The organism is Capnocytophaga sp. oral taxon 335 str. F0486 (genome assembly GCF_000277665.1).
GTDB classification, from domain to species: Bacteria; Bacteroidota; Bacteroidia; order Flavobacteriales; family Flavobacteriaceae; genus Capnocytophaga; species Capnocytophaga ochracea.
This window is the reverse complement of record NZ_AKFR01000001.1, coordinates 5,001-29,468: the sequence shown is the minus strand read 5'-3', so window position 1 is coordinate 29,468 and position 24,468 is coordinate 5,001. Positions and strand designations below refer to the sequence as shown.

General features: G+C 40.7%; 20 protein-coding genes, 1 rRNA gene and 1 pseudogene. 16 read left to right on the top strand and 6 right to left on the bottom strand.

All coding sequences use genetic code 11. The features are described 5' to 3' along the window. Window positions 1–262 precede the first annotated feature (262 nt). From HMPREF1320_RS00130 to HMPREF1320_RS00105, 6 genes and pseudogenes are all read left to right on the top strand, one after another. On the top strand, window positions 263–823 hold the full coding sequence (locus HMPREF1320_RS00130) for a nucleotide exchange factor GrpE (protein ID WP_009416985.1): 561 nt from the start codon (window positions 263–265) through the stop codon (window positions 821–823). Window positions 824–833: 10 nt separating this feature from the next. Then, window positions 834–1,955 carry a molecular chaperone DnaJ gene (gene dnaJ / locus HMPREF1320_RS00125; RefSeq protein ID WP_002673730.1) on the top strand — a complete coding sequence of 374 codons (1,122 nt, stop codon included), beginning with the start codon at window positions 834–836 and terminating at the stop codon, window positions 1,953–1,955. A gap of 448 nt (window positions 1,956–2,403) precedes the next feature. Continuing rightward, a pseudogene (locus HMPREF1320_RS00120) lies at window positions 2,404–3,125 on the top strand (nitroreductase family protein). Between the two features lie 51 nt (window positions 3,126–3,176). Beyond that, window positions 3,177–4,001: an alpha/beta hydrolase gene (locus HMPREF1320_RS00115; protein WP_009416987.1), complete on the top strand. Its 825-nt coding sequence runs from the start codon at window positions 3,177–3,179 to the stop codon at window positions 3,999–4,001. Window positions 4,002–4,081: 80 nt separating this feature from the next. Beyond that, window positions 4,082–5,044: a type I phosphomannose isomerase catalytic subunit gene (locus HMPREF1320_RS00110; protein ID WP_009416980.1), complete on the top strand. Its 963-nt coding sequence runs from the start codon at window positions 4,082–4,084 to the stop codon at window positions 5,042–5,044. Between the two features lie 19 nt (window positions 5,045–5,063). Further along, on the top strand, window positions 5,064–6,074 hold the full coding sequence (locus HMPREF1320_RS00105; protein WP_009416994.1) for a 3-oxoacyl-ACP synthase III family protein: 1,011 nt from the start codon (window positions 5,064–5,066) through the stop codon (window positions 6,072–6,074). Window positions 6,075–6,195: 121 nt separating this feature from the next. On the opposite strand, the gene holA is transcribed toward HMPREF1320_RS00105, so the two are convergent. Further along, window positions 6,196–7,212 (bottom strand): DNA polymerase III subunit delta, encoded by a 1,017-nt coding sequence (gene holA / locus HMPREF1320_RS00100; RefSeq protein WP_009751420.1) that lies wholly within the window; start codon window positions 7,210–7,212, stop codon window positions 6,196–6,198. A 36-nt stretch (window positions 7,213–7,248) separates the two neighbouring features. Here holA and HMPREF1320_RS00095 point away from each other — a divergent pair, with 36 nt between their 5' ends. From HMPREF1320_RS00095 to HMPREF1320_RS00050, 10 genes are all read left to right on the top strand, one after another. Then, entirely contained in the window at window positions 7,249–7,704 is a 456-nt protein-coding gene (locus HMPREF1320_RS00095) for a type I restriction enzyme HsdR N-terminal domain-containing protein (protein WP_009751421.1), read from the top strand. Further along, window positions 7,701–8,678, top strand: coding sequence for a glycosyltransferase family 2 protein (locus tag HMPREF1320_RS00090; RefSeq protein WP_009416993.1), 978 nt, complete (start codon window positions 7,701–7,703; stop codon window positions 8,676–8,678). The genes HMPREF1320_RS00095 and HMPREF1320_RS00090 overlap by 4 nt, the downstream gene beginning before the upstream one ends. A 636-nt stretch (window positions 8,679–9,314) precedes the next feature. Continuing rightward, window positions 9,315–10,559 (top strand): efflux RND transporter periplasmic adaptor subunit, encoded by a 1,245-nt coding sequence (locus tag HMPREF1320_RS00085; RefSeq protein WP_034553656.1) that lies wholly within the window; start codon window positions 9,315–9,317, stop codon window positions 10,557–10,559. A gap of 143 nt (window positions 10,560–10,702) precedes the next feature. After that, entirely contained in the window at window positions 10,703–11,059 is a 357-nt protein-coding gene (locus HMPREF1320_RS00080) for a hypothetical protein (protein ID WP_232207512.1), read from the top strand. A gap of 107 nt (window positions 11,060–11,166) precedes the next feature. Then, on the top strand, window positions 11,167–11,388 hold the full coding sequence (locus HMPREF1320_RS00075) for a DUF2795 domain-containing protein (RefSeq protein ID WP_002673751.1): 222 nt from the start codon (window positions 11,167–11,169) through the stop codon (window positions 11,386–11,388). A 230-nt stretch (window positions 11,389–11,618) separates the two neighbouring features. Then, window positions 11,619–14,981 (top strand): preprotein translocase subunit SecA, encoded by a 3,363-nt coding sequence (gene secA, locus HMPREF1320_RS00070; protein ID WP_009416983.1) that lies wholly within the window; start codon window positions 11,619–11,621, stop codon window positions 14,979–14,981. Between the two features lie 12 nt (window positions 14,982–14,993). Next, window positions 14,994–15,536 (top strand): DUF3592 domain-containing protein, encoded by a 543-nt coding sequence (locus tag HMPREF1320_RS00065; RefSeq protein ID WP_009416991.1) that lies wholly within the window; start codon window positions 14,994–14,996, stop codon window positions 15,534–15,536. Between the two features lie 192 nt (window positions 15,537–15,728). Continuing rightward, complete coding sequence (locus HMPREF1320_RS00060) at window positions 15,729–17,507, top strand: DEAD/DEAH box helicase (protein ID WP_009416984.1); 1,779 nt, start codon at window positions 15,729–15,731, stop codon at window positions 17,505–17,507. After that, window positions 17,507–18,082, top strand: coding sequence for a phosphatase PAP2 family protein (locus tag HMPREF1320_RS00055; RefSeq protein ID WP_009416992.1), 576 nt, complete (start codon window positions 17,507–17,509; stop codon window positions 18,080–18,082). The genes HMPREF1320_RS00060 and HMPREF1320_RS00055 overlap by 1 nt, the downstream gene beginning before the upstream one ends. Before the next feature lie 81 nt (window positions 18,083–18,163). Beyond that, the gene (locus HMPREF1320_RS00050) at window positions 18,164–19,432 is read left to right on the top strand and encodes a DUF2851 family protein (RefSeq protein WP_009416990.1); all 1,269 of its coding nucleotides are present in this window, start codon (window positions 18,164–18,166) and stop codon (window positions 19,430–19,432) included. A gap of 51 nt (window positions 19,433–19,483) precedes the next feature. Here HMPREF1320_RS00050 and HMPREF1320_RS00045 read toward each other — a convergent pair whose 3' ends face one another. The 5 genes from HMPREF1320_RS00045 to rrf all read right to left on the bottom strand — a co-directional run bounded on the left by HMPREF1320_RS00045 (window position 19,484) and on the right by rrf (window position 24,356). Further along, the gene (locus HMPREF1320_RS00045) at window positions 19,484–19,885 is read right to left on the bottom strand and encodes a hypothetical protein (RefSeq protein ID WP_034553652.1); all 402 of its coding nucleotides are present in this window, start codon (window positions 19,883–19,885) and stop codon (window positions 19,484–19,486) included. Further along, window positions 19,882–20,514 carry an HAD family hydrolase gene (locus HMPREF1320_RS00040; protein ID WP_009751422.1) on the bottom strand — a complete coding sequence of 211 codons (633 nt, stop codon included), beginning with the start codon at window positions 20,512–20,514 and terminating at the stop codon, window positions 19,882–19,884. Before HMPREF1320_RS00040 ends, HMPREF1320_RS00045 begins: the two co-directional genes overlap by 4 nt. After that, window positions 20,514–21,581 (bottom strand): Wzz/FepE/Etk N-terminal domain-containing protein, encoded by a 1,068-nt coding sequence (locus tag HMPREF1320_RS00035; protein WP_009416981.1) that lies wholly within the window; start codon window positions 21,579–21,581, stop codon window positions 20,514–20,516. The genes HMPREF1320_RS00040 and HMPREF1320_RS00035 overlap by 1 nt, the downstream gene beginning before the upstream one ends. Window positions 21,582–21,583: 2 nt before the next feature. Further along, entirely contained in the window at window positions 21,584–24,058 is a 2,475-nt protein-coding gene (locus HMPREF1320_RS00030; RefSeq protein ID WP_034553648.1) for a polysaccharide biosynthesis/export family protein, read from the bottom strand. A gap of 187 nt (window positions 24,059–24,245) precedes the next feature. Beyond that, a 5S ribosomal RNA gene (gene rrf / locus HMPREF1320_RS00025) occupies window positions 24,246–24,356 on the bottom strand. Window positions 24,357–24,468 lie beyond the last annotated feature (112 nt).

Below are 24,468 nucleotides of genomic sequence, written 5' to 3'. Positions count from 1 at the left end.
CTCCCCCTTTACACATACCCAGCTGTCGCTGGCTACCTCCAAAGGGGGAATGTTGGGACGGAAAAGTCGAAGGTAATGTGGTGAAAATGTTTTTCTTTACACATACTCCACTCTCGCGGGACACATACTCAGCTGTCGCTAGCTACCTTCAAAGGGGGAATGAGGAGAGGCTCATTGGGGGTCTTCTGTCAAATTGTCACCTTTTTAGCCTTTGGCAAATTATTTGCTACCTACTAACGAAATAAACTAAAAATGAATCATTATGATTACCGAAGATATTAAAAACGATGACTTAGAACTTGAACAAGAGGCAACTGATAACACTCCTTCGGAAGAAGTTGAAGAACCTACTTCTGTTGAAGAGCCCGAAGAGCCCGTTAAAGAAACTTCAGAAGACCTTCTTGCGAAAGAGAAGGACAAGTTTTTGCGTTTGTTTGCTGAGTTCGAAAACTATAAGAAGCGCACTGCGAAGGAACGTGCAGAGCTCTTTAAAACTGCTGGACAAGACATTTTGTCAGCCTTGTTACCTATAATAGACGATTTTGACCGTGCTTTGGTAGAATTGGCTAAATCGGCTGATGAACATACTCTTAAAGGGGTGGAACTCATCTATAATAAACTAATAAACACTCTTAAATCAAAAGGATTAGAGAAAATAGAAGTTGCCCCTAACGACACTTTTGACAGTGAACATCACGATGCAGTTACCCAAATTCCTGCTCCTACTCCTGAAGACAAAGGCAAAATTGTAGATGTTGTGCAAACAGGCTACAAATTAGGCGATAAAGTAATACGTTTCCCCAAAGTAGTAGTAGCACAATAAGGAGGAAGGAATGAAGAAAGATTACTACGAAATATTAGAAGTACAGAGAACGGCTACCGCTGCTGAAATAAAAAAAGCATATCGGAAGCAAGCCTTGAAATATCACCCAGACAAGAACCCTGGTGACAAACAAGCTGAAGAGAACTTTAAATTGGCTGCCGAAGCCTATGAAGTGCTCAGCGATGATAATAAACGCGCCCAGTACGACCGCTTTGGTCACGCTGCCTTTGAAGGAGGTATGGGAGGCGGAGGCTTCTCGATGGACGATATATTCAGTCAGTTTGGAGATATTTTTGGTGGACATTTCTCGGGCTTCAGTGGTTTTAGTGGTTTCGGAGGAGGAAGCGGTCAGCAACAAGTGTACGTAAAAGGAGAAAACTTGCGTATACGGGTGAAAGTTACGCTTGAAGATATCGTAAAAGGCACTGAGAAGAAAGTAAAAGTACGCCGTAAGGTAAAAGCTGAAGATACTACCTATAAAACTTGCCCTACTTGTCACGGACGTGGACAGGTAGTACGCCAAATGAATACGATGTTAGGCGTAATGCAAACGGCTACTACTTGTACTGCTTGTGGAGGCTCGGGCGAAGTGATTGACAAACGTGGTGCTGACAGCGATTCGCAAGGATTAAAAACCATAGAAGAGACTATCCCTATCACAATTCCCGCAGGAGTGATAGATGGTATTCAGTTAAAGATAAACAACAAGGGTAATGAAGCACCTACGAAGAATGGTGTAGCGGGTGATTTGCTTGTGCTCATTGAAGAACAAGAACACGAAACCTTAAAACGCGAAGGCGACAACTTGCATTACGACCTTTATATTAGTTTTCCTGAAGCAGTTTTAGGTGCTTCTAAAGAGATTGAAACGGTTACAGGAAAGGTGCGCATTAAACTAGACGAGGGAATACAGTCAGGAAAAATATTGCGCTTGCGTGGTAAAGGTGTACCTAACTTGCAAGGACGTGGTGCCGGTGACCTTATCATTCACGTGAATGTATGGACGCCTAAAAAGCTCACTGACAAGCAAAAAGCCTTCTTTAAGGAAATGCAAGAAGACGAGAACTTCGCTCCTAAACCCGACAAGAACGAGAAATCGTTTTTTGAGAAAGTAAAAGAAATGTTTTCATAGGTTATTATTTTACTTAATAAACAAAGAGAGACTGCCAAGAAGGTGGTCTCTTTTTTGTTAGGTAAAAGGTGGAAACCACAGGGACAGATTAATTAGCAAATTAGAAGATGAGAGAATTAGAAAAAGGGGTGCGAGCCTAAGTTAGAGGAATGAGGCTGTGCCTAGTGAAATGGGGAGGCGTTTAGTCGCGTACTTTCGGAGAAAATCGGAGAAGTTGAGGAAAAGAGGTAAAAGAGAAAAGGCAAAGACAGTAATAGATAGTATGTATGTGAAATGATATGGAAGAAATATTACTATTATTTATATTGAGGAAAAGTTGTACTTTTGTATTTTAGTAATAGAGTCAAATCGGGCAAGGTGAACGATTCAGAAGGGTTTGTCTTTGGCGAACTAATTATATGTGAGCGAATTGTCTTTTGCCCTTACGATGACTAAAAACTAACGAACTATGTTAAAAGATATATTGAACTTTAGGAGAGCGGTGCGTTATTATGCGCCTACACCCATAAGTGAGGAGAAGGTGCGCGAATGTCTTAAACTCGCCACACTGGCACCTACCAGCTCTAATATGCAGTTGTACGAGCTCTACCACATCACTGATAAGGCTTTGTTAGAGAAATTAGCACACGCCTGCCTCGACCAGCGTACGGCTACCACGGCACAACAAATGGTGGTATTCGTTACTCGTCAGGACAAACACCGCGCTCACGCTCGTACTATCTTGGAGTTTGAGCGTGGTAATGTACAGCGCAACAGTCCGCCCGAAAGGCAAGCCAAACGCATTAAAGATAAAGAGGCGTATTACAGTAAGCTGATGCCTTTTGTGTATAGTAGATTTTTTGGGCTACTAGGGCTCTTCCGCAAAGCATTTGGGGTGGTTACCAGTTGGTTTCGACCTATGATGCAACAGCTCTCGGAAGGCGATATTCGCGTAAGTGTACACAAAAGCTGTGGACTCGTAGCACAGACCTTTATGCTAGCAATGGCAGAGGAGGGTTACGATACGTGTCCGTTAGAGGGTTACGATAGCAGACGCATTAAGAAGTTATTACACTTGCCTTGCGGAGCAGAAGTGAATATGGTGATTACTTGTGGCTTCGTGAACAGCGCGGTATCTGGGGCGAAAGGTTTAGATTGCCGTTTGAGGAAATGTACAGACATAATGATTAATGGTTAATGAATAATGATTAGATACTAATAACTGTTTAATAATTCAAATATATGAAACTTAGGAACATAATTTTTACTTTTTTAGTTACTATTAACTTGGTAAATGCCAAAACTGAACCTGTAACTATTCAGGGAGCTGTAGGAACACTTCGCGGAGTGGTTACCACTCCTGATACTGTGAAAAAGTCTCAGAAAATCCCTACTGTGATTATCTTCCACGGACTGACTAGCAATAAAGACAAAAAGCTATATGCTACTTTGGCAGATAGCTTAGCAACACACGGTATTGCTTCAGTACGCTTTGACTTTAACGCACACGGCGAAAGTGAAGGAGATTTTAAGAAAATGTCGTTAGATAATGAGTTAGAAGATGCACGGCGCATAATGGCATTTACTAAAAGACTCCCTTTCGTAGGTAAGATAGGCTTGATAGGACACTCGCAAGGAGGGGCTATAGCGATGCTTTTAAGTGCAGAATTAGGAAAGAAAAACGTTAAAGCATTAGGCTTATTAGCACCTGCTTCTACAATTCACGACATACTATCACAAGGGGTACTATTCGATGCCACTTTCGACCCATTGAATGTACCTGAGGAGCTTTCCTTTTTTGGAGGGAAGGTAACTGTGGGGAAGGACTATATCCTCTCAGCACAACGGTGTAAACTCATTCAGAAAGCGAGAGCATATAAAGGCAATGTATTGGTAATTCACGGTACGGGCGATAGAATGCTCTCTTATACTTACAGTGAAAATCTGCCTTATTTCTATAAACATTGTAAAGTAAGTCTCATTGAAAAGGGAGACCATTTGTTTACGTCGAAAGAAGCGCAAGCAGCAGAGATGATGACACAATTTATGCTGAAAAACTTAAAATGATTAGTAAATGTGCTAACAACTGATTGGCTAATTAAAAAAATATTTGTATTTTTGCACTTTAACTAACAACCTTAATAAAAATGTATCCAATAAAATTTAAACCTATCCTCAAAGAACGCCTTTGGGGAGGCACTAAACTAAAAACATTATTCAACAAACCTATTGAAAGCGATATTACAGGCGAAAGTTGGGAAGTATCAGGCGTACCTGGCGACATCTCAGTAGTAGCCAATGGAGCTCTTGAAGGTAAAAGTCTGCAAGAACTCATTGATTTGTACCCTAATGAACTATTAGGCAAACACGTACACCAGCGTTTTGGTCGTGATTTTCCTATCCTTATTAAGTTTATAGATGCACGTGAAGACCTCTCTATACAAGTGCACCCTAATGATAAATTGGCAAGAGAACGCCACAACTCTTTTGGTAAAACCGAAATGTGGTATGTGCTTCATGCCGATGCAGGAGCTGAACTGATTGTAGGCTTCAACAAAACAGTAACCAAAGAGGAGTATCAACAGCACCTCAATAGTGATACACTCACCGATATTCTCAACTACGAAAAAGTAAAAGATGGCGATACTTTCTTCATCAACACGGGCAAAGTACACGCCATAGGTAAGGGAATTATCATTGCTGAAATACAACAAACTAGTGATATCACCTACCGCGTGTACGACTTTAACCGTCGCGATAAAAATGGCAACTTGCGAGAACTTCACACTGAACTCGCTCTCGATGCAATCGACTACGAGAAGAAAGACGACTTTAAAGTGGCTTATACCAAAGACACTAACACGGTAAACAAAGTGGTGAATTGTCCTTATTTTATTACCAATTTGCTACCGCTTACCGCAGGCTATGAAAAACAACTTTCACAAGACGATTCTTTCCATATCTATATGTGCGTAAAAGGCGAAGGTATAATAGGTGATGGTACTACCGAATTACCTATCAAGCAAGGTGAAACAGTGCTTTTTCCTGCTTCTTGTCACAAATTAGAGGTAAAAACCAAAGGAATGGATTTGTTAGAAGTATATATTTAGATAACTAAAAACTAAAAATATGTTATATCGTTCAAGAATTAAGGGATTAGGATTTTATGTCCCTGAAAACGTAGTTACTAACGACGACTTATCCAAGCTAATGGATACCAGCGATGAATGGATTCAAGAGCGCACCGGTATTCAGCAACGTCGTCACGCACTAAGAGGTTCTGACACTACTACCTCAATGGGTGTAAAAGCAAGTTTGAAAGCTATTGAAGCCGCTAAAATCAATAAAGAAGAAATCGACTTTATTGTATTTGCAACCCTCAGTCCCGACTTCTTTTTCCCAGGTTGTGGGGTATTGGTACAAAAAGAATTGGGTTTGCCTACTGTGGGAGCTCTCGATATTCGCAACCAATGTTCGGGCTTTATCTATGCCCTTTCAGTAGCCGACCAGTATATCAAAACGGGTATGTACAAAAATATCCTTGTGATAGGTGCTGAAACCCAATCGCCCGCACTGGATATGACCACTCGCGGTCGCAATATGGCAGTGCTCTTTGGCGATGGAGCAGGTGCTGCTATCGTTTCTCGCTCCGATGACCCCGAACGCAGTATTCTCTCTACTCACTTGCACAGTCAAGGTGAACACGCCGAACAATTAGCAATGATTACCCCAGGGGTAGGCACCAAATGGGTAACCGAATTATTGGCAGAAAACGACCCTGATGATGTGAGTTATTACCCTAATATGAATGGTCAGTTTGTATTTAAAAATGCTGTGGTTCGCTTTGCGGAAGTGATAGAAGAGGGATTGAAAAGCAATGGTCTTTCTCACAAAGATATTAATATGTTGATTCCTCACCAAGCTAATTTGCGTATCTCACAGTTTGTACAACACCAATTCAAACTCACCGATGAACAAATATTCAACAATATAATGAAGTACGGTAACACTACCGCAGCTTCTATACCTATCGCCCTTACCGAAGCAGTTCAACAAGGCAAAATCAAGGACGGAGATCTCGTAGTACTTGCTGCCTTTGGTAGTGGCTTTACTTGGGCAAGTGCTATCATCCGTTGGTAGACTATAGCGTGGCAGGCAGTCACAGTGTGACATAGAATAAAAAGGCTGTTGAACAGATAAGTTTGTTCGACAGCCTTTTTTATATGTACAAATTACTGGTGTACGCCACAGTAACGATTTATCATTGAGTACTAAGCATTATAATAAGTTCTTTGCGGAGGTCAGCTTCTGTGAGGTTATTAGTAGCACCTAATCCTTTGCTTTTTAGGTCTATTTCGCGCAAGTTAGCTATGATGGCGCTTACGCGCTTCATTGGGTAATGTTGAGCGCCTGAACGAAGGTCTTTGATACCAAAGATAGGTACTTTTAGGGTCGCCATTACATTCTTTTCACTTTGGTCGGTGAGACCGTGAAAGCCTAAGAGCTGTTGGAAATAACCGTAAAGCACCGTAAGTGTCATCACCAAAGGATTATCCTTAGGATTATCGGCGAAGTGTTTCAAAATACGTGTTACCTTATAACTGTCGTTTACAGCAATAGCACTCTTGAGTTCATAATTATTAAACTCCTTGCTAATCCCTATGTTCTTCTCTATAATATCAGGCGTTACTTCTGTATTTTCAGGGACGATGAGCGCCAATTTGTTTATCTCGTTTTGTATCCTACTCAGGTCGGTACCCAAGAAATCTACTAACATCTGTATCGCTTTAGACTGAATGCTGAGATGTTTCTTCTTCAACACATCAGGTAACCACGTAGCTATCTGATTCTCGTAGAGCTTTTTGCTTTCCAAGAGCACGCAATCCTTATTCTTTTGCAAGGTTTTCAACAATTTCTTGCGAGCGTCTAACTTCTCGTATTTGTAACAGAACACCAATACGGTCGTAGGCGTAGGGTTTTCTACATAAGGTACGAGTTGGTCGATAGTGCTTTTGAGGTTTTGCGCCTCTTTTACGATAATCACTTGATGGTCGCTCATCATCGGGAACCGACGTGCATAGTCGATAATAGCCGGCACACTCACGTCTTGACCATAGAGCACTATTTGGTCAAATCCCTTTTGGTCTTCTTGTAATACGTGGTCTTCAATGTAATCAGAGACAATATCTATGAAATAAGGTTCTTCCCCCATCAGGAAGTAGATAGGGGCTATAATTCCTTTTTTTATGTTAGCTACAATAGTTTTTACTTCATTCATAGTGCAAAAATACAAAAAATATTCTACTTTTGCAGTATGGAAGCTCTAAATTTCAAAAACTACTCTTTTCGCCTGAAAAAAGTTGACGATAAGTTGTGGATATTCGACCTTATTCGTCGCAAGTACGTGGTACTACAACCCGAAGAATGGGTGCGCCAACACGTAGTACATTTCCTCATAGAAGAAAAAGGTTATCCAAAATCGCTTATCAATGTCGAGAAAAAGCTCTCTGTAAACGGACTCGCTAAGCGTTACGACGTGGTTGTCTATTCCAAAAAAGGAGTAGTGCTCTTGGTAGTGGAATGCAAAGCGCCTAACGTGACTATCACCCAACAAACATTCGACCAGATTGCACGCTATAACCTCAGCCTCAATGCCCAATACCTAATGGTCACTAACGGCATTACTCATTATTATTGCCAAATGGACTATAACCAATACAAATATATATTCTTAACAGACCTTCCTCATTATAACAACCTCACTCTATGACTCTCGCCATCGTAATACTCAACTGGAACGGCAAAACACTGTTGCAACAATTCCTCCCCTCGGTAGTACAATATGCTGCCGAAGGGCAAATCTATGTGATTGACAATGCTTCCACCGACGATTCCGTCGCTTTTCTACGCTCACACTTCCCCGAAGTAACTATCCTAGAAAACCCTACTAATAGTGGGTATGCAGGGGGCTACAACCGCGCTTTACAACACATTGATGCCGATGTCTTCTGTCTGCTCAACTCCGATGTACGAGTAACCGAAGGCTGGCTCACTCCCATCTTACGCACTTTTGAAGACGAACGTATTGCCGTAGTACAACCCAAGATAAAAGATGAAAAACGCCCCTCTTATTTCGAGTACGCAGGAGCAGCTGGGGGCTTTATCGACAAGTACGGGTTTCCGTATTGCAGAGGGAGAGTATTTGAGTGCGTAGAAGAAGATAAAGGTCAGTACAACACCCCATCCCCCTCCCCTATCTTTTGGGCATCGGGGGCGTGCTTTTTTATTCGCGCAGAAATATTCCACCTATTAGGTGGCTTCGACGAAGATTTCTTCGCACATCAAGAAGAAGTCGACTTGTGTTGGCGGGTACATCACCTCGGCAAGCAGGTAGTGTATTGCGCCGAGAGTACCGTCTATCACGTGGGAGGGGCAACACTCACAGCTACCAACCCTAAGAAAACCTACCTCAACTTTCGCAACAGCCTTTTTATGTTACTGAAAAACCTCCCTTCCAAAAGCCTTTACACTACGCTCTTCCTCCGTATGGTGTTGGACGGTATTGCAGGAGTGCGTTTCCTTTTGCAGGGCAAACCGTGCTTTTTGTGGGCGATTGTGAAGGCACATCTTCATTTCTATAAAAGATTTCACTTCTTTAAAAAGAAGCGTCCTTCTCAGCTTATCACTGATTATTACCAAAAGAAATCCATTGTGTGGGAACACTTTGTTGTAGGCAACAGATAAATAGATGTCTGCTTGATATATAACAATTCTCTTTTCTGTCACACTTCCCCCCTAGTGACTATTTCCTAAGACCCGAACACCACCCCATTTTCTCATTTTCTAATTTGCTAATTCTATTCCCCTTTCCGTCACTACACTCCCCCTTTTCGGTCACTACATTCTCCCTCTCCTTGGGAGAAGTCTCCGAATAGGAGAGTATGTGATTGGGGTGAGGATTCCTTTTCTTTCGCCTCGAAACCCCGTTTTTGGCATTTTTAGCGTTGTTGTATCACAATATAAATCAACTACTTATATACCCTTTCTATACCAATCGTCCAAGATTCGTATAAGCTTCCTATAAGCTCTCTATAAGCTAACCCCACCCTCCTCACAGCCTTTTTTCATCAAAACTCCTCTTAACCTTCTTTTGAATTTCTCCGTTTCTTTCCGAATACTACAACCCCTCCTCTGACCTATCCGACCCGTCCATTCCCCTTGGTGGTATTATTGGCATTTACCCCATTTTCTAATCTGTTAATTCTCTCATTTTCTAATTCTCTCATTTTCTAATTCTCTCATTCTCTCATTTTCTCATTTTCAAATTTGCTAATTTACTAATTGTTTTATACTTTTGCACCTGAAAACAACTTCACTATTATGAAAAGAAAAACCGTTCTCATTATTTTAGCCGTTATATTGCTAATTATCATTTTGATTATTGGTAAAAAAGCAGGTTGGTTTGGCGAAGAAAATTCTGCCATAAACGTCGAAACTCAAAAAGTAATTCCTACAACAATCATCCAAAAAGTGTCGGCTACAGGAAAAATACAACCCGAATTAGAAATCAAGATATCGTCAGAAGTATCAGGCGAAATTATAGAACTCCCTGTAAAAGAAGGGCAAATGGTAAAAAAAGGCGACCTTTTGGTGCGCATCAACCCCGATATTTACCAATCGGTAGTAAAGCGTAGTGCTGCAAGTTTAGAAACCGTACGCGCCAGCTTACAACAGTCCAGCGCTACCCTCAAAGAAGCCGAAGAGAGTTATAAGCGCAACAAAGTCTTGTTCGATAAGGGCGTAATCTCAAAATCCGATTGGGATAAAGCTGTTTCAGCCTACGAGGTAGCCAAAGCCTCTCGCGAGTCAGCTCGTTTTAATGTACAGAGTGCAATGGCAAGTGTTTCCGAAGCCCAAGACAACCTCAAAAAAACAATTATTTATTCACCTACCGATGGCACTATTTCTAAGCTCAGCGTAGAGTTAGGCGAGCGCGTAGTAGGTACAATGCAAATGACGGGTACCGAGATTATGCGTGTGGCAAATCTTCATAATATGGAAGTGGAAGTAGATGTAAATGAGAACGATATCGTAAAAATAAGTGTAGGCGACTCAGTGAATGTCGAAGTAGATGCTTACCTAAAACGCGTGTTCAAAGGTACCGTTACCAATATCGCCAATACCGCCAATACCACCACCAGTGCAGACCAAGTAACGAACTTCAAAGTCAAGATACACATCGAAGAAGCATCGTATAAAGACCTCTCAGAAAGCAAACCTGTTGGCTATTCGCCCTTCCGTCCAGGTATGACCGCAACGGTAGATATTATCACCCAAACCAAAAAAGACGCAGTCGCGGTACCTATCAGTGCCATTATTGTAAAAAAGAAATCTGAAATCGACCCTAAAACCCCTAAGGAAGAAGCCGACAAAAAGCAGGAAGCGGTGTTTGTGCTCAAAGACGGTAAAGCCGAACTCCGTGCGGTAACTACTGGCATTCAAGACAATGTGAATATCGAAATCCTTTCAGGTGTAGCTAAAGATGAAGAGATTATCACAGGACCTTATAATGTGATATCTAAGACTCTTAAGAATAATGAAAAAGTTAACAAATTAGCAAATTAGTAAATTAGAAGGAACAGAAGAATATCAAAAACTATCTGACGAAGAGAAAGAAGAAATATTTAAAATAGCAAAATATGAACGTGAAGCAAATCCTAACAATCTTTGTAATTAGTCTTCTAATATTTCTTAGTAGTTGCAATTCTATGAAAAGGCAAATAGATCCTTATCAAGAGAAAATTGGCAAGAAAGGCGATGATTACTCATTGTCTTATTATAAAAGTAAAAGGGCGTCGGTTAAAAGTATTTTAAATATTAAAATTTTTGAAGGAGACGGCTCTTTGTCAACTAGTAATTTGTATTTACATATTAATGGACTGCCTATTATTTCAAATTATAAAGAAGCTAATTTTTATCTTCTTCCTAATAGAAAATACGATGTGCAAGTCACTACTTTTTCAGGATATAAAGGTGTGTATATAAATAATATAAAGATGAAAGAGAAAGATTCGGTAGTGCTAAATGTATATCTGAAAGAACCTGCTCTGATATTTTGTGAGTAGCACAAAATGAAGAAAGGCTATACACGCCGTGACAAATTAGCAAATTATTTTGTATAATAAATAAAAAGTATTACTTTTGCGCGAAATTTATAAAATTCTATTAGTTTATGTATTGGACGTTAGAACTTGCATCTTATTTAAGTGATGCTCCTTGGCCTGCTACTAAAGACGAGCTTATCGATTATGCTATCCGTACAGGCGCTCCTATGGAAGTGGTGGAAAACCTTCAAGAAATAGAAGACGAAGGGGATATGTATGAATCTATCGACGAAATCTGGCCTGATTACCCGTCGGAGGAAGATTACCTATGGAATGAAGATGAATATTAAAACAAAAATAAAAAGTCTCTCTGAGGAGACTTTTTTTAATTTGCAAATCAGCAAAGTAGCAGATTAGCAAATCAATATAGTGACAAATTGTCAGTTCTCGCCTTTTGGTATATTTATTGACAAACTTACAGTATGACCTTTGTCAAGGTTCTAAATTGCTTGTCGTGCTACGACTCGTGCTATGACCTTTGGCAAAGTTAAAAATTAATCATTAATCATTAATCATTATAATGAGCATTATCAATTCCCTTATTAAAATTTTCGTTGGCGATAAAGCCAAAAACGACCTAAAAGCAATCCAACCTATCGTTGAAAAAATAAAAACTTACGCCTCTCAGTTAGAAAATATCTCTAATGATGAGTTGCGTGCAAAAACTATTGAGTTCAAACAAAGAATAAAAGACGCTCGTGCTGAGTTCGATACTAAAATAGCCGAACTCGAAGCCCAAGCAAATGCTACTGACGATATCGACGCTAAAGAAGACCTCTATACCGAAATAGATAAACTCAACGGCGAAGCCTATCAAGTCTCCGAAAAAGTATTAAACGAAATTCTTCCCGAAGCCTTCGCAACAATGAAGGAAACTACCCGTCGTTTTGCTGATAACGAAACAATTACCGTTACCGCTACCGAACACGACCGCGAACTATCGGCTACCCACGACTATGTGACGATTGAGGGTGATAAAGCCGTGTGGAAAAACCACTGGGACGCCGCTGGTAAAGATGTTACTTGGGATATGGTACACTACGATGTACAGCTCATTGGAGGTATTGCCCTTCACCAAGGTAAGATTGCCGAAATGCAAACAGGGGAAGGTAAAACCCTTGTGGCTACCTTGCCAGTCTACCTCAATGCCCTAACGGGGAATGGAGTGCACCTGGTAACCGTGAACGACTATTTGGCACGCCGAGATAGTGCCTGGATGGGACCTTTATTTGAGTTCCACGGTTTGCGTGTGGATTGTATCGACAATCACCAACCTAACTCCGAAGCACGTCGCCGTGCCTACAATGCCGATATTACCTACGGAACTAACAACGAATTTGGTTTCGACTACCTCCGCGACAATATGGCGCACACTCCCGAAGATTTGGTGCAACGCGCTCACAACTATGCCATTGTCGATGAGGTCGACTCTGTATTGATAGACGATGCTCGTACACCGCTCATCATCTCAGGTCCTACCCCTAAAGGCGAATTGCACGAGTTCAACGAACTGAAACCTTTAGTTGAAAATTTGGTAAACAAACAGCGTACTTACCTCACCAAAGTATTAGCCGATGCCCGCAAACTCATTGCCGAAGGGGATACCAAAGAAGGGGGATTCCAACTCTTGCGCGTGTATCGCGGTTTGCCTAAAAACAAAGCACTCATCAAGTTCCTCAGCGAAGAAGGGGTAAAACAACTGCTCCAAAAAACTGAAAATTACTATATGCAGGATAACAATCGCGAAATGCCAAAGGTAGATGCCGAATTGTACTTCGTGATTGATGAGAAAAACAACCAAATCGAGCTTACCGATAAAGGGTTTGCTGATATTGCCTACGATGGTGATAAAGATTTCTTTGTTTTACCTGATATTGGGGTAGAAATTGCTAATATCGAGAACCAAGGTCTTCCTATTGAAGAAGAAGCTAAACTAAAAGATAAATTATTCCAAGATTTTAGCGTAAAAAGCGAACGCATTCACACCCTTAACCAATTGCTCAAAGCCTACACTCTCTTTGAAAAAGATATAGAGTATGTAGTAATTGATAACAAAGTGCTCATCGTCGATGAACAAACAGGTCGTATTATGGACGGTCGTCGTTATTCCGATGGTTTGCACCAAGCGATTGAAGCTAAAGAGAATGTGAAAATTGAGGCTGCTACCCAAACCTACGCGACTATTACCTTGCAAAACTACTTCCGTATGTATAGCAAGTTAGCGGGTATGACGGGTACTGCTATCACCGAAGCGGGTGAGTTCTGGGAAATCTATAAACTCGATGTAATGGAAATCCCTACGAACCGTCCTATCGCTCGTAAAGACCACAACGACCTTATCTATAAAACCAAACGCGAGAAATACAACGCCGTAATCGATGAGGTAGTAAAACTATCGGAAGCTGGTCGTCCTGTGTTGATAGGTACTACTTCTGTGGAAGTTTCAGAACTCCTCAGCCGTATGCTTACAATGCGCAAGGTAAAACACAATGTGTTGAACGCTAAATTACATAAAAAAGAAGCTGAAATCGTAGCCGAAGCCGGACATAGTGGTGTGGTAACCATCGCAACCAATATGGCAGGACGTGGTACCGACATCAAGTTAACCCCCGAAGTAAAAGCTGCAGGAGGTCTGGCAATTATAGGTACCGAACGCCACGACTCTCGCCGTGTCGATCGTCAGTTGCGCGGTCGTTCTGGTCGTCAAGGTGACCCTGGTAGCTCACTCTTCTTCGTTTCTCTCGAAGATAACCTAATGCGCCTCTTCGGTTCTGAACGTATTGCCCGACTAATGGACAGCTTAGGTCATAAAGAAGGCGATGTAATTCAGCACTCTATGATGACCAAACGCATCGAGGCAGCTCAGAAAAAGGTAGAAGAAAACAACTTCGGTATGCGTAAACGTCTGTTGGAGTACGACGACGTGATGAACGCACAACGCAAGCAAATTTATAAACGCCGTCGCCACGCTCTTGAAGGTGAACGCCTAAAAGTGGATTTGGCAAATATGATATTTGATACTTGCGAGAATATAGTAGAAAACAACAAAGGTGGAAATAACTACAAGAATTTCACTTTCGAGCTCATCAAATATTTCTCACTGAAAACACAAATTTCAGAAGCCGAATTTGCTAAACAATCGCCAAACGACCTTACTTTTACCTTGTATCACGAAGCGCTCAAACACTATCAGGAAAAAGCTGAACGCAGTGCCGCTCAAGCCTTCCCAGTGATTAAAGAGGTATACGAAAATCCTAATAATACTTACGAGCGCATCGTCGTACCTTTCACCGATGGCGAAAAGATGCTCAACATCGTAACCGACCTCAAAGAGGCGTACGAAACCCAAGGTAAGAAACTCGTAAGCGATTTCGAGAAGAATATTACGCTTGGCATCATCGACGAAGAGTGGAAAACGCACCTCCGCCGTATGGACGAACTCAAACAATCAGTGCAATTAGCGGTACACGAACAGAAAGACCCACTACTCATCTATAAGTTTGAAGCTTATCAGTTGTTCAAAGCTATGGTCGATAAGGTAAACAAAGAGATTATTTCTTTCTTGTTCAAAGCCGAATTGCCTACTCAAAATCCACCCGTACAGGAAGCCCACGCGCCACAACGCACCCGTGAGCACTACCAAACCAATAAGGAAGAAGCCCTCAACAGCGATGAAATGGCGCAACGCGCCCGTGAAGTAGGGCAACAAGCCTCACAGCGCCGTTCGGTAGTAGAAACCATCGTACGCGAACAACCTAAAATTGGTCGTAACGATAAGGTAGTAATCCAAAACATCCGCACCGGTGAACGCAAAGAACTCAAGTTCAAACAAGCTGACCCCCTAATAAACAGCGGAGAGTGGATATTAGTATCCAATAAATAAATCACTAAGGTAATGGACAACCAAATGAACAACCAAATAGGAATGTTGCTAAGCTCTGGCATATTCTTTCTGTTTGCGCTTGTATTCTTGGTCACTGCTGAGATTAACAAAAGAATTACCGAAAAGAACAAAAAACTATATCAAGGGAAAGCACAAGGAGAGGTGTTAGAAATTGTCAAATCAGGCACTCAAGGTGTAGGAGGTATTGGTTTTAATAATAGGACTTATGTAGTCTATAAGTATACTGTAGGAGAAAATACTTATATTGTAAAACCTCTTGTTCTGAACTCAAACGCCCCTATAAACTTGAAATATGCTAATTCGGCTCATACTTTTTGTGTAACCTATTTTGGGGCTCATAGTGGTAGCCGTCAAACCAATTATCGAGCAGGCGAGAGTATTACAGTAGCTTATTTGCCCGAAACTCCCAGTGAACACCAGATAGTAGACGATAAAGATAAAACGTTTTTTTATAAGGGGTTTCGCATAGCAGGATTCGCAATAATGTCCATTGCAATAATTTTCTTGATTGTTTCCTTTTTTATAAAAAAATAAGCAGAAACACAATATAAATTATTTATTATATCATACTTTGCCAAAGTTTCCTGTCCGTGTGGCTCGCACCTTTGGCAAAGTTTTTTCTTCTTAATTGTCAATTATCAATTGTCAATTGAAAATATTGTTGTACCTTTGCGCTTTAGAATACATTAGCAAATTGGCAAATTTGCTAATTTACAAATTGTATTAATGAATTTATTTGAACAATTAGGTCTTGATGAACCTATCCTCAAAGCCATCAGCGATATGGGCTTTGAAACTCCTTCTGAAATTCAGCAAAAAGCCATTCCTACTCTTTTGGCAAATGGTGCTGATATGGTAGCTTTAGCCCAAACAGGTACTGGTAAAACAGCCGCTTTTGGCTTCCCTCTCCTCCAATTGATTGATACTGATAGCCGTGTAACTCAAGGTCTTATCCTTTCGCCTACACGCGAACTCTGCTTGCAAATCGCTTCTGAACTCCGCAATTATGCTAAGTACCTCCCTAAGGTGAACGTAGTGGCGGTATATGGCGGCGCAAGTATTGAGGAACAAGCGCGTAGCCTCAAAAAAGGCGCACAAATTATCGTAGCTACTCCTGGGCGTATGCAAGATATGATACGCCGTAACTTCGTAGATATCAGTCATATCAATTATTGTGTGCTCGACGAAGCCGACGAAATGCTCAATATGGGCTTCTATGAAGATATTACCGCAATTCTATCGCATACCCCTCAAGAAAAAAGTACTTGGCTCTTTTCGGCTACTATGCCTAACGAGGTGGCTAAGATAGCGCGCAAGTTTATGCGTAAGCCTATCGAAATAACAGTAGGAACTCGCAATCAGGCTACTAACACCGTGCAACACGAGTACTATATAGTGAGCGGTCGCCATAGATACCAAGCCCTAAAACGCCTCGCCGATGCTAATCCCGATATCTTCTCAGTAGTGTTTTGCCGTACCAAACGCGATACACAGGCTGTAGCCGAAAAACTCATTGAAGACGGCTACAATGCTGCTGCCCTTCACGGCGATTTGAGTCAGAATCAACGTGATTTGGTGATGAAATCTTTCCGTGCACGCCAAATACAAATGCTCGTCGCTACCGATGTCGCTGCCCGCGGTATCGATGTAGACGATATCACTCACGTAATTCACTACCAATTGCCCGACGAAATAGAAACCTACAACCACCGCAGTGGGCGTACAGGTCGTGCCGGTAAATCGGGAATTTCGATGGTAATTTTACCAAAAAGTGAGGTGAAGAAAATAAAAACTATCGAAAAGATGATAGGGCAACCTTTTGAGCAGAAACAATTGCCGTCGGGTATGGAAATCTGCGAGATACAGCTCTATCACTTGGCTAACAACCTCAAAAATACAGAAGTAAACCCTGCCATCGACGATTATTTGCCAGCTATCTATAAAGAACTGCAAGAAGTAAATCGTGAAGAGCTCATCAAAAAAATATTCTCAGTAGAGTTTACGCGTTTCTTCAATTATTATAAAAATGCTGAAAACTTATCGGTAGAGAACGAGCGCGAAAGCCGCAGTGGGGGAAGTAGCGATGAAGTGCGCTATTTCATCAACATAGGTGAGCGCGATGGCTACGACTGGAAATCTCTCAAAGATTTCCTCAAAGCAACCCTTAATTTAGGTCGTGATGATGTTTTCAAAGTAGATGTAAAGAACAGTTTCTCTTTCTTCAATACCGATGCCGACCTCTCCGATTTGGTGATGAGCACCTTTACCGACTTCCAAATGGACGGTCGCTTCATCAATGTAGAACTCTCTACCAAAGGAGCTGGTAGAGACCGTGGCGGACGCAAACGCGGAAATGATGACGGTAGAAGACACGGCAACGATGAGGGTAGAAGACACGGCAACGATGAGGGTAGAAGTCGCAAAAAAGGACAAAGAGAAAGTCGCAAACAAAAGACTGCTGAAGCCCTCCAACAGGCTTTTAAAAAGAAGAAAAAACGTAAATAATGTTAGAATACCTTATAGAAACAGATAAACAACTGCTCTGTTCCCTCAATAGTTGGGGGACACCCGAAGCCGACAGTCTTTGGTTAGTAATCACTAATGAACTCTCGTCTATCCCCCTCTATGCTTTCTTGTTATACTTGTGTTTCAAGTATTTCTATTGGAAAAGAGTGTTGCTCATCTTGGTATTCATCGCCCTTCTCATCACCACTACCGACCAACTGGCGAACGTTTTCAAATACGGATTCCATCGCTTGCGCCCTTGTCACGATGAGAGTCTTATCGGACAAATGCGAATGGTGATTTGTGGTGGTAAGTATGGGTTCTTTTCAGCACACGCCGCCAATACAATGGCAATAGCCGTATTTTTTAGTTACTTGCTTAGGAAAAACGCCCGATATATCGTCACCCTACTGCTCTGCTGGTCAATTATTGTGAGTTATAGCCGTATTTATTTAGGCGTACATTTCCCAGGTGATGTATTGGTAGGTTGGATTTTCGGTACACTCTTAGCTACCCTTTATTATTTTCTTTTTCTATACACAGAAAAAAGATTAAAAATCCCAACTCGAGAATAATTTGCATTGTTACAACCTTTACTAATTAAATAAACTAGTACTATTTCTTACTTCTTACCTCTTATCTCTTACCTAATCAAAATGAAAGAAGATCTCTTACACTACCTATGGAAATACAAAAAAGTACCTCTCAACGCTGTACTTACTACGGGAGAGCGCTTGCAAATTCTCTCATTTGGTGAGTATAATTCTCTTTCAGGTCCCGATTTCCAAAGTGCCCAACTGCTTATAGGTGAGCAGCAATGGGCAGGTAATGTAGAAATGCATCTCAAATCATCGCATTGGTATGTGCACGGTCACGAGAGTGATCCCGCTTATCGCAATGTGATTCTGCACGTAGTTTGGGAACACGATATAGAAGTATTCGATGCTAACAACCAGCCTATTCCTACTTTAGAACTTCGAGGTCTTATCTCCCCCGAACTCTTAGAGCGATACAATACAACTGTAGCCTCACACTACCAGTTTATTCCTTGTGAAAAGGAATATACCACTGTGCCTGCTATTACTTTGCTTTCGTGGAATGAACGTCTGTTAGTGGAACGTTTAGAAGAAAAAGCCACTGCGGTAAACGAGTTGTGGAAAGCTGCTAATTTCGATTGGGAGAAAGTACTTTTTTGTATGCTCCTCAAGTCTTTTGGAGGCACTGTAAACGGCGAAGCCTTCCTGCAATTGGGCAAACATCTCGATTTTAGTATTATTCGCAAAGAGCGTTCACACCCCTTACATTTAGAAGCACTACTACTGGGGCAAGCAGGCTTACTCCCCGAAGAAACTGAACTCACCTACCCTCGTGAACTCTTACAAAATTATCACTACCTACAACAGAAATACAACCTCTCTGCACCCGTAGTAAAAATACACTTCACCGGTTTGCGTCCGCAAGGTTTTCCTACTATCCGGCTCTCGCAACTCGCACAGCTATACGAACTAAATGAAGGTTTGTTTTCCCAAATTCTTGAAGTGAATGATTTCAAAAGTATCGAAAAACTCTTTGCCGTAGGAGTCTCCGAATTTTGGGAAACCCACTATACCTTTACCAAGACTTCTAAAAAAGTAAAAAAGCCTATCAGTACGAGTCTCATCACACTTATTTGGATAAATGTATTCATTCCACTCAAATATGCCTATTACCAAAGTTTAGGCAAGGACGTGAGCGAATCTCTCATCGAAGAACTCAAAACAATGACAGCCGAGAGCAACAGTATTATCGCCCAATACCAACAATTAGGAGTCTCTGTTGCTACTGCTTTTGATACCCAAGTGCTTCTACAACAGTACAAACACTATTGTCAATCCAAACGCTGTTTAGATTGTGCTATAGGGATTTCGATTCTAGGGAGAAAATAAAAAAACTTTGATAAAAGCTATTAAACTTACTCACATACCTAGCTTTACTTGTTACCTGTTACCTATTATCTGATGTAGCGCTTCGTTATAAGCACTCTCAAAAGCGAGTAGGTTCATACCCGTAGGGAGATGTTGCGTTTGAAAGAAGGTGAGGAGTTTTTCAGTAGGAAGATAGCCACCATAACCTTTGATAGCACTATAAAAACACGTAGCGCCAGCTTGGTAGGTAGTAGCTAAACTGCTAATAGTAATGCCTTGTTTTGCAATAGCAGGCAGTTCGTCGTCTAAGAGCAAAATTTTAGTTTGGGTATTTGAAAAATCTAAATCTTTGGTTAAGGAGAGGAGGCTGGCTTTGAGGGCAAGACCATAAAAACCAACAGCCAATAAAGATTGTAAATAATCCTCATTGGCTATCGTTACACATTCTATGAGTTGTATGTTACTGTTTGTCATAACAATTCTTGCATTGAATGGATAAGTAGGTCGGCTTGACTTAAATCTTGTCCGCCTGAAAGGGGATTCTGGAAGCCCACACACTGCATATTAGCACTTTTGGCTGCTTTTACGCCATTGGTACTGTCCTCTATCACTGTAAATTGTGTTGCTGGCAAGTGATACCATTGGGCTACCTTTAGGAATATCTCTGGATTAGGTTTGCTGTATTGCACATCATCGCCACTCATTATTACTTCAAAATAGTGTGTTATATTTGTTTGCTGAGTAAAAATATCGATAAGTTTGCGTCCAGATGAAGAAGCTAATGATAAGTGTTTTCCTTCATTTTTGAATTTCTCTAACACTTCTTTTACGTGAGGTACTAAAGGTACTTTCATTTCGGGTAATCGTTTGAAAAAGTAATCACGGTGAAACTGCATTAGCTCCTCTACACTTTCTGTTCGCTGGGCATCGCGTTTTACCTTTTCCCACATCGGAAAAGCCGACATACCTGTGAGAGTTTGTATATACGCCTTGTCAAACGGAATACCTTTCAACTGAAAAGTCTCATAAATAATCTCTTGGTGCATTGGTTCACTGTCTAATAGCACCCCGTCCATATCAAAGATAATATAGTCGTTAGTCATTAGTCGTTATTAGATTTGAGTTGTTGTCTAAAGTCTTTTAGAAAAACATTACCTATTCCTATAATGAGTCCTACAAACGTCCAAATAGCAATAATCATCATTCGTTTAGGTTTAGAACGTTCGTTAGGTACACTCACAGGCTCAATAATGGTAAATATTGGTTGGTCTTCCTTCATCTTAATACGTTTGGTTTCAAGTTGCTTAGCTAATTCAGTATATACATTAAAAGCTAAGTTATACTCAGCTTGCAGTTGTTGCAAACGCGTTTGAGGCAAGTTGCTAAAAAGGTCACGATTGCGGTCTTGGAAACCTGCCACAGCGTATTGCTTTGCCTTAAAATCTTTTTCAGCTTCGATAAAACGTTGTTGTACAAAGTCGAACTCCTCTTTTGCTTTTTGCAATTTAAACTCAGTTACTGTTTCTTGCAATAACTGTTGCGCACTTTGCAACATTTGTGCCGCAGGAAGTGCTTCGGGCATTGCATACGATAGCGTAATATAACCCTCTTTTTCATTTAAATTCAACTTAATATTATTATCGATACTATTAAGGATAGCTCTCTCCTCTCTACTAATACTCGTAATATGAGTGGTGTCTTGTATCTTAATAGACGGTTCAGAAGGATTTGAACGGAAAATACTCATCACACTGCTCCAAATGCTCGGTTTCGCATAGCTTTTACAATATTGCTCATAGGTAATTGGATTAGGAATATCTGAAAATGTAAGCTTCGTCTGTGCTAATTTCTTTTTAAACGGAACACTTTCAATAATCTTGGAGTAGGTAGTAAGTGGAATAGCATCTGCATTGTTCCCTCCTAAATTAATCCCTGCCATAGCAGCAAGTCCTCCCAATCCTCCTGTCGATTTGCTATCAGTTGCTTGCGGTACCATAATAGTGGTAGCGGTATATTCTTTAGCCGAAAATAAGGCTACTAATACCCCTATAACCATAAATATCAACGTAAATACAGCGATTGATTTCTTAGCTCTCCAAAGCTTATTAATAAGCTGTAGCAAATCTATTTCATCTTCTTCTCTTATCGTATTGTGATGATTATTTTCCATAGTTATTTTTTAAAAGCACTGTAAATTAACACCCCCATAGTAGTAATAGCCGAAATGATACCCACCGTTTCTCCGGTTGTAAGACGTTGTTTTTCGGGTTTTGAAGGTACTATAATAATAGCCCCAGGCTCTATTTTTGGGTAGTTTTTAAAGAATAGAGAGGTGCGTGTTGCCTTTATATCTCCATTGGCATACATCACATAAATAGCACTCCTCTTCGCCCTGCTGGCAAAACCTCCTGCACTACTGACATACTGATGTATAGAAGCTCCTTTTTCATAACGCACTAATGAAGGCGCTAATACTTCTCCTCTAATTTCCACAGTTTGTTTTTCTGAAGGGACTAATAACATATCTCCGTCATTGAGCAAGAGGTCATATTTGCTGTGTTTTCGGTTTAATATCTTTTTTACATCAAGCCCTATGCGATACTCATTGCTTTTTTTAGCTACTCTTCTCAGTGTTTTATTCGAAGTGCTACTGCTCGTGTCGTTCTCAATCTCAATGAGTTCTTTTAAGAAATCTTCTTGTTGAATATCTCCTTCATCTGTCTTCTTTCTCACAAGCGTAAGTCCTTCTTTATAGGCAAAGGGAGTAAAACCGCCCACACGCTCTAATAAATCCGAAACACGTTCGTCTTTAGATTGAATACTATAAACACCTGGGTAGAGCACTTCTCCCATTACCGTTACAGTTTGCATAGGAGTAAATCCTTTGATATAACGTACCGATACTACATCGTTAGGTTGCAAGGTAAGTCGTTCTCCTTGGGGCTCTAACTGATGGTTAGACGATACTTTAAAGGCTTGACTTAGTTTCTGAAAATTACCATCGTTAGTTTCTCTAAATACCTCAATCATCGAAGGGTCTGCACCATTAGCCAAACCTCCTGCCAATGATATCACATCTTCCACTGTCATATTCTCCATAAAAGGTAATTCTTTTGGCTTATTTACAGCTCCTTCTACCTTTACAAAGCGTTTGTACTGAAGAGAATCTCTGTAAAAAATATGAATACTATCATTATCTTTTAGCGGAATATCATTTTTCTTTTCTATGAGGTCTTTTACCGAAAAACTAAGTGTTTGGTAATCCACGCGGTTTTCAGTGCGGAAGATAAGACCTCTATTCAAGGAAGCATCTTTTCTCACACCGTTAGCTCTGTTGAGTAAGTCGTAAGCCGTCATTCCCTCTCTAAACTCGTATACCCCAGGCTGATATACCGCTCCGCCTATACTGAGCCTATTATGGTACTCATCAGTAATAGCGTGTACATTTAGGCGGTCACCATTTTGCATTTTTACTTTTAAAATATCAGCAAAAAGAATCTCTTTTACTTCTCGTTTAGCATCTTTAATGCGCTCCAACACCAAAGTATTGGTAAAAGCATCAGAGGTAAAACCTCCAAAGAAGGTGATGAGGTTCGCTAGCGTCTCATTGTCTAAAGTTTCATAAAAACCACGTCGTTTTACTTTCCCGTCCACCCATACGCGGTTTTTATATGGTGGTACAATAATCACATCTTGGTCTTTAAGACCTATATTGCCTTTTTCTGAACCATTTATTAAGAAATTATACACGTCAAAAGTAGCAACTTTTTTACCTCCACGAAAGATGTTTATTTCCCTAAACGAACCGCTTTCCGAAGGGCCTCCACAAGCATATAATGCGTTAAGCACTGTTGAAAGCGAACTAAGCGAATAAGTCCCAGGAACTGTTACCTCTCCTATGATATTCACCTTTACTGTACGCACCTGACTGATGGTTACCCCTGTATAAATTTTCGCATAACTACCCTCAGGAGCCGAAATACCAGAATAAATGCGCTTGAGCTGTGAATTAATCTTAGCCTTCACCTCACTGAACGAAAGCCCTCCCACGTGAATACGCCCGATACCATTTAGGAATATATTCCCCTCAGCATCTACTTTTTGCTTAAAAGAACCTTCTGTCGCCCCCCAAACTTCCACGAGTAGTTCATCACCCGGACCTACTTGATAGTTGTCGGGAGTTGCCATATTGAGATTAGGAGTAAAAGATATTTTAGGATTCTTGAAGAAACTCATTCCAAATATAGAATCCTTTTTCTGTTTAGTAGTGATAGAATCTTTATTTTCTTTGCCGGTATAACCAAAAATATCATCACCTTCAGCCGGGCGTCTACCTGTTTTTGTGTTTTCTTTAAGTTTGTTTTTAATATCAGAAGAAGTGCTGAGTTGCATAATGCGCTGCTTGAGCTTCATTACTTGCGTTTCTTGCATACCACGACTGCGAGCCAAAGCAACGAATTGGTCTAATGAATAACCTTGTGCTTGAGCGCGATCCCAATAATTTTTAATCTGTGCATCACTCAAGTTATCCACATTCACAGTAGTGATATCCACATTGTTATAGGTAGCATTAGGAGAGGTCACCTGTGCTACTGCTTGAGAGATAACTAAAAGTAAGTATATAATAAGTAATTTAATCTTCAACATTATTGCATAATTGATTTTGGGGCAAAGATACAAAACTATTAGCAATTAGCAATCAAGATATTGTTTTTTTAGTCCACTTCTATTAATTCTCCTACTCTCCCTCCAACTCGTCCTTCCCCTTCCCAAGCAGTCCCACAACTTCAAACAATAAAAAAAGAGCAATTCTTTATCAGAATTGCTCTTTATAAGAAGGCGGCGACATACTCTCCCACAACAAGTGTAGTACCATCTGCGCTAAAAGGTTTAACTGCTCTGTTCGGAATGGTAAGAGGTGAGACCTTTGACTATAACCACCTTAAATCGTTTTAGGTAAGAGGTAAGAGGTAAAAAGATAAGAGCTCTTAGACTCCTTTTGTATCTTATCCTAAAATACCTATTCCTAATCATATTTTTAACATATAGGGATAAAA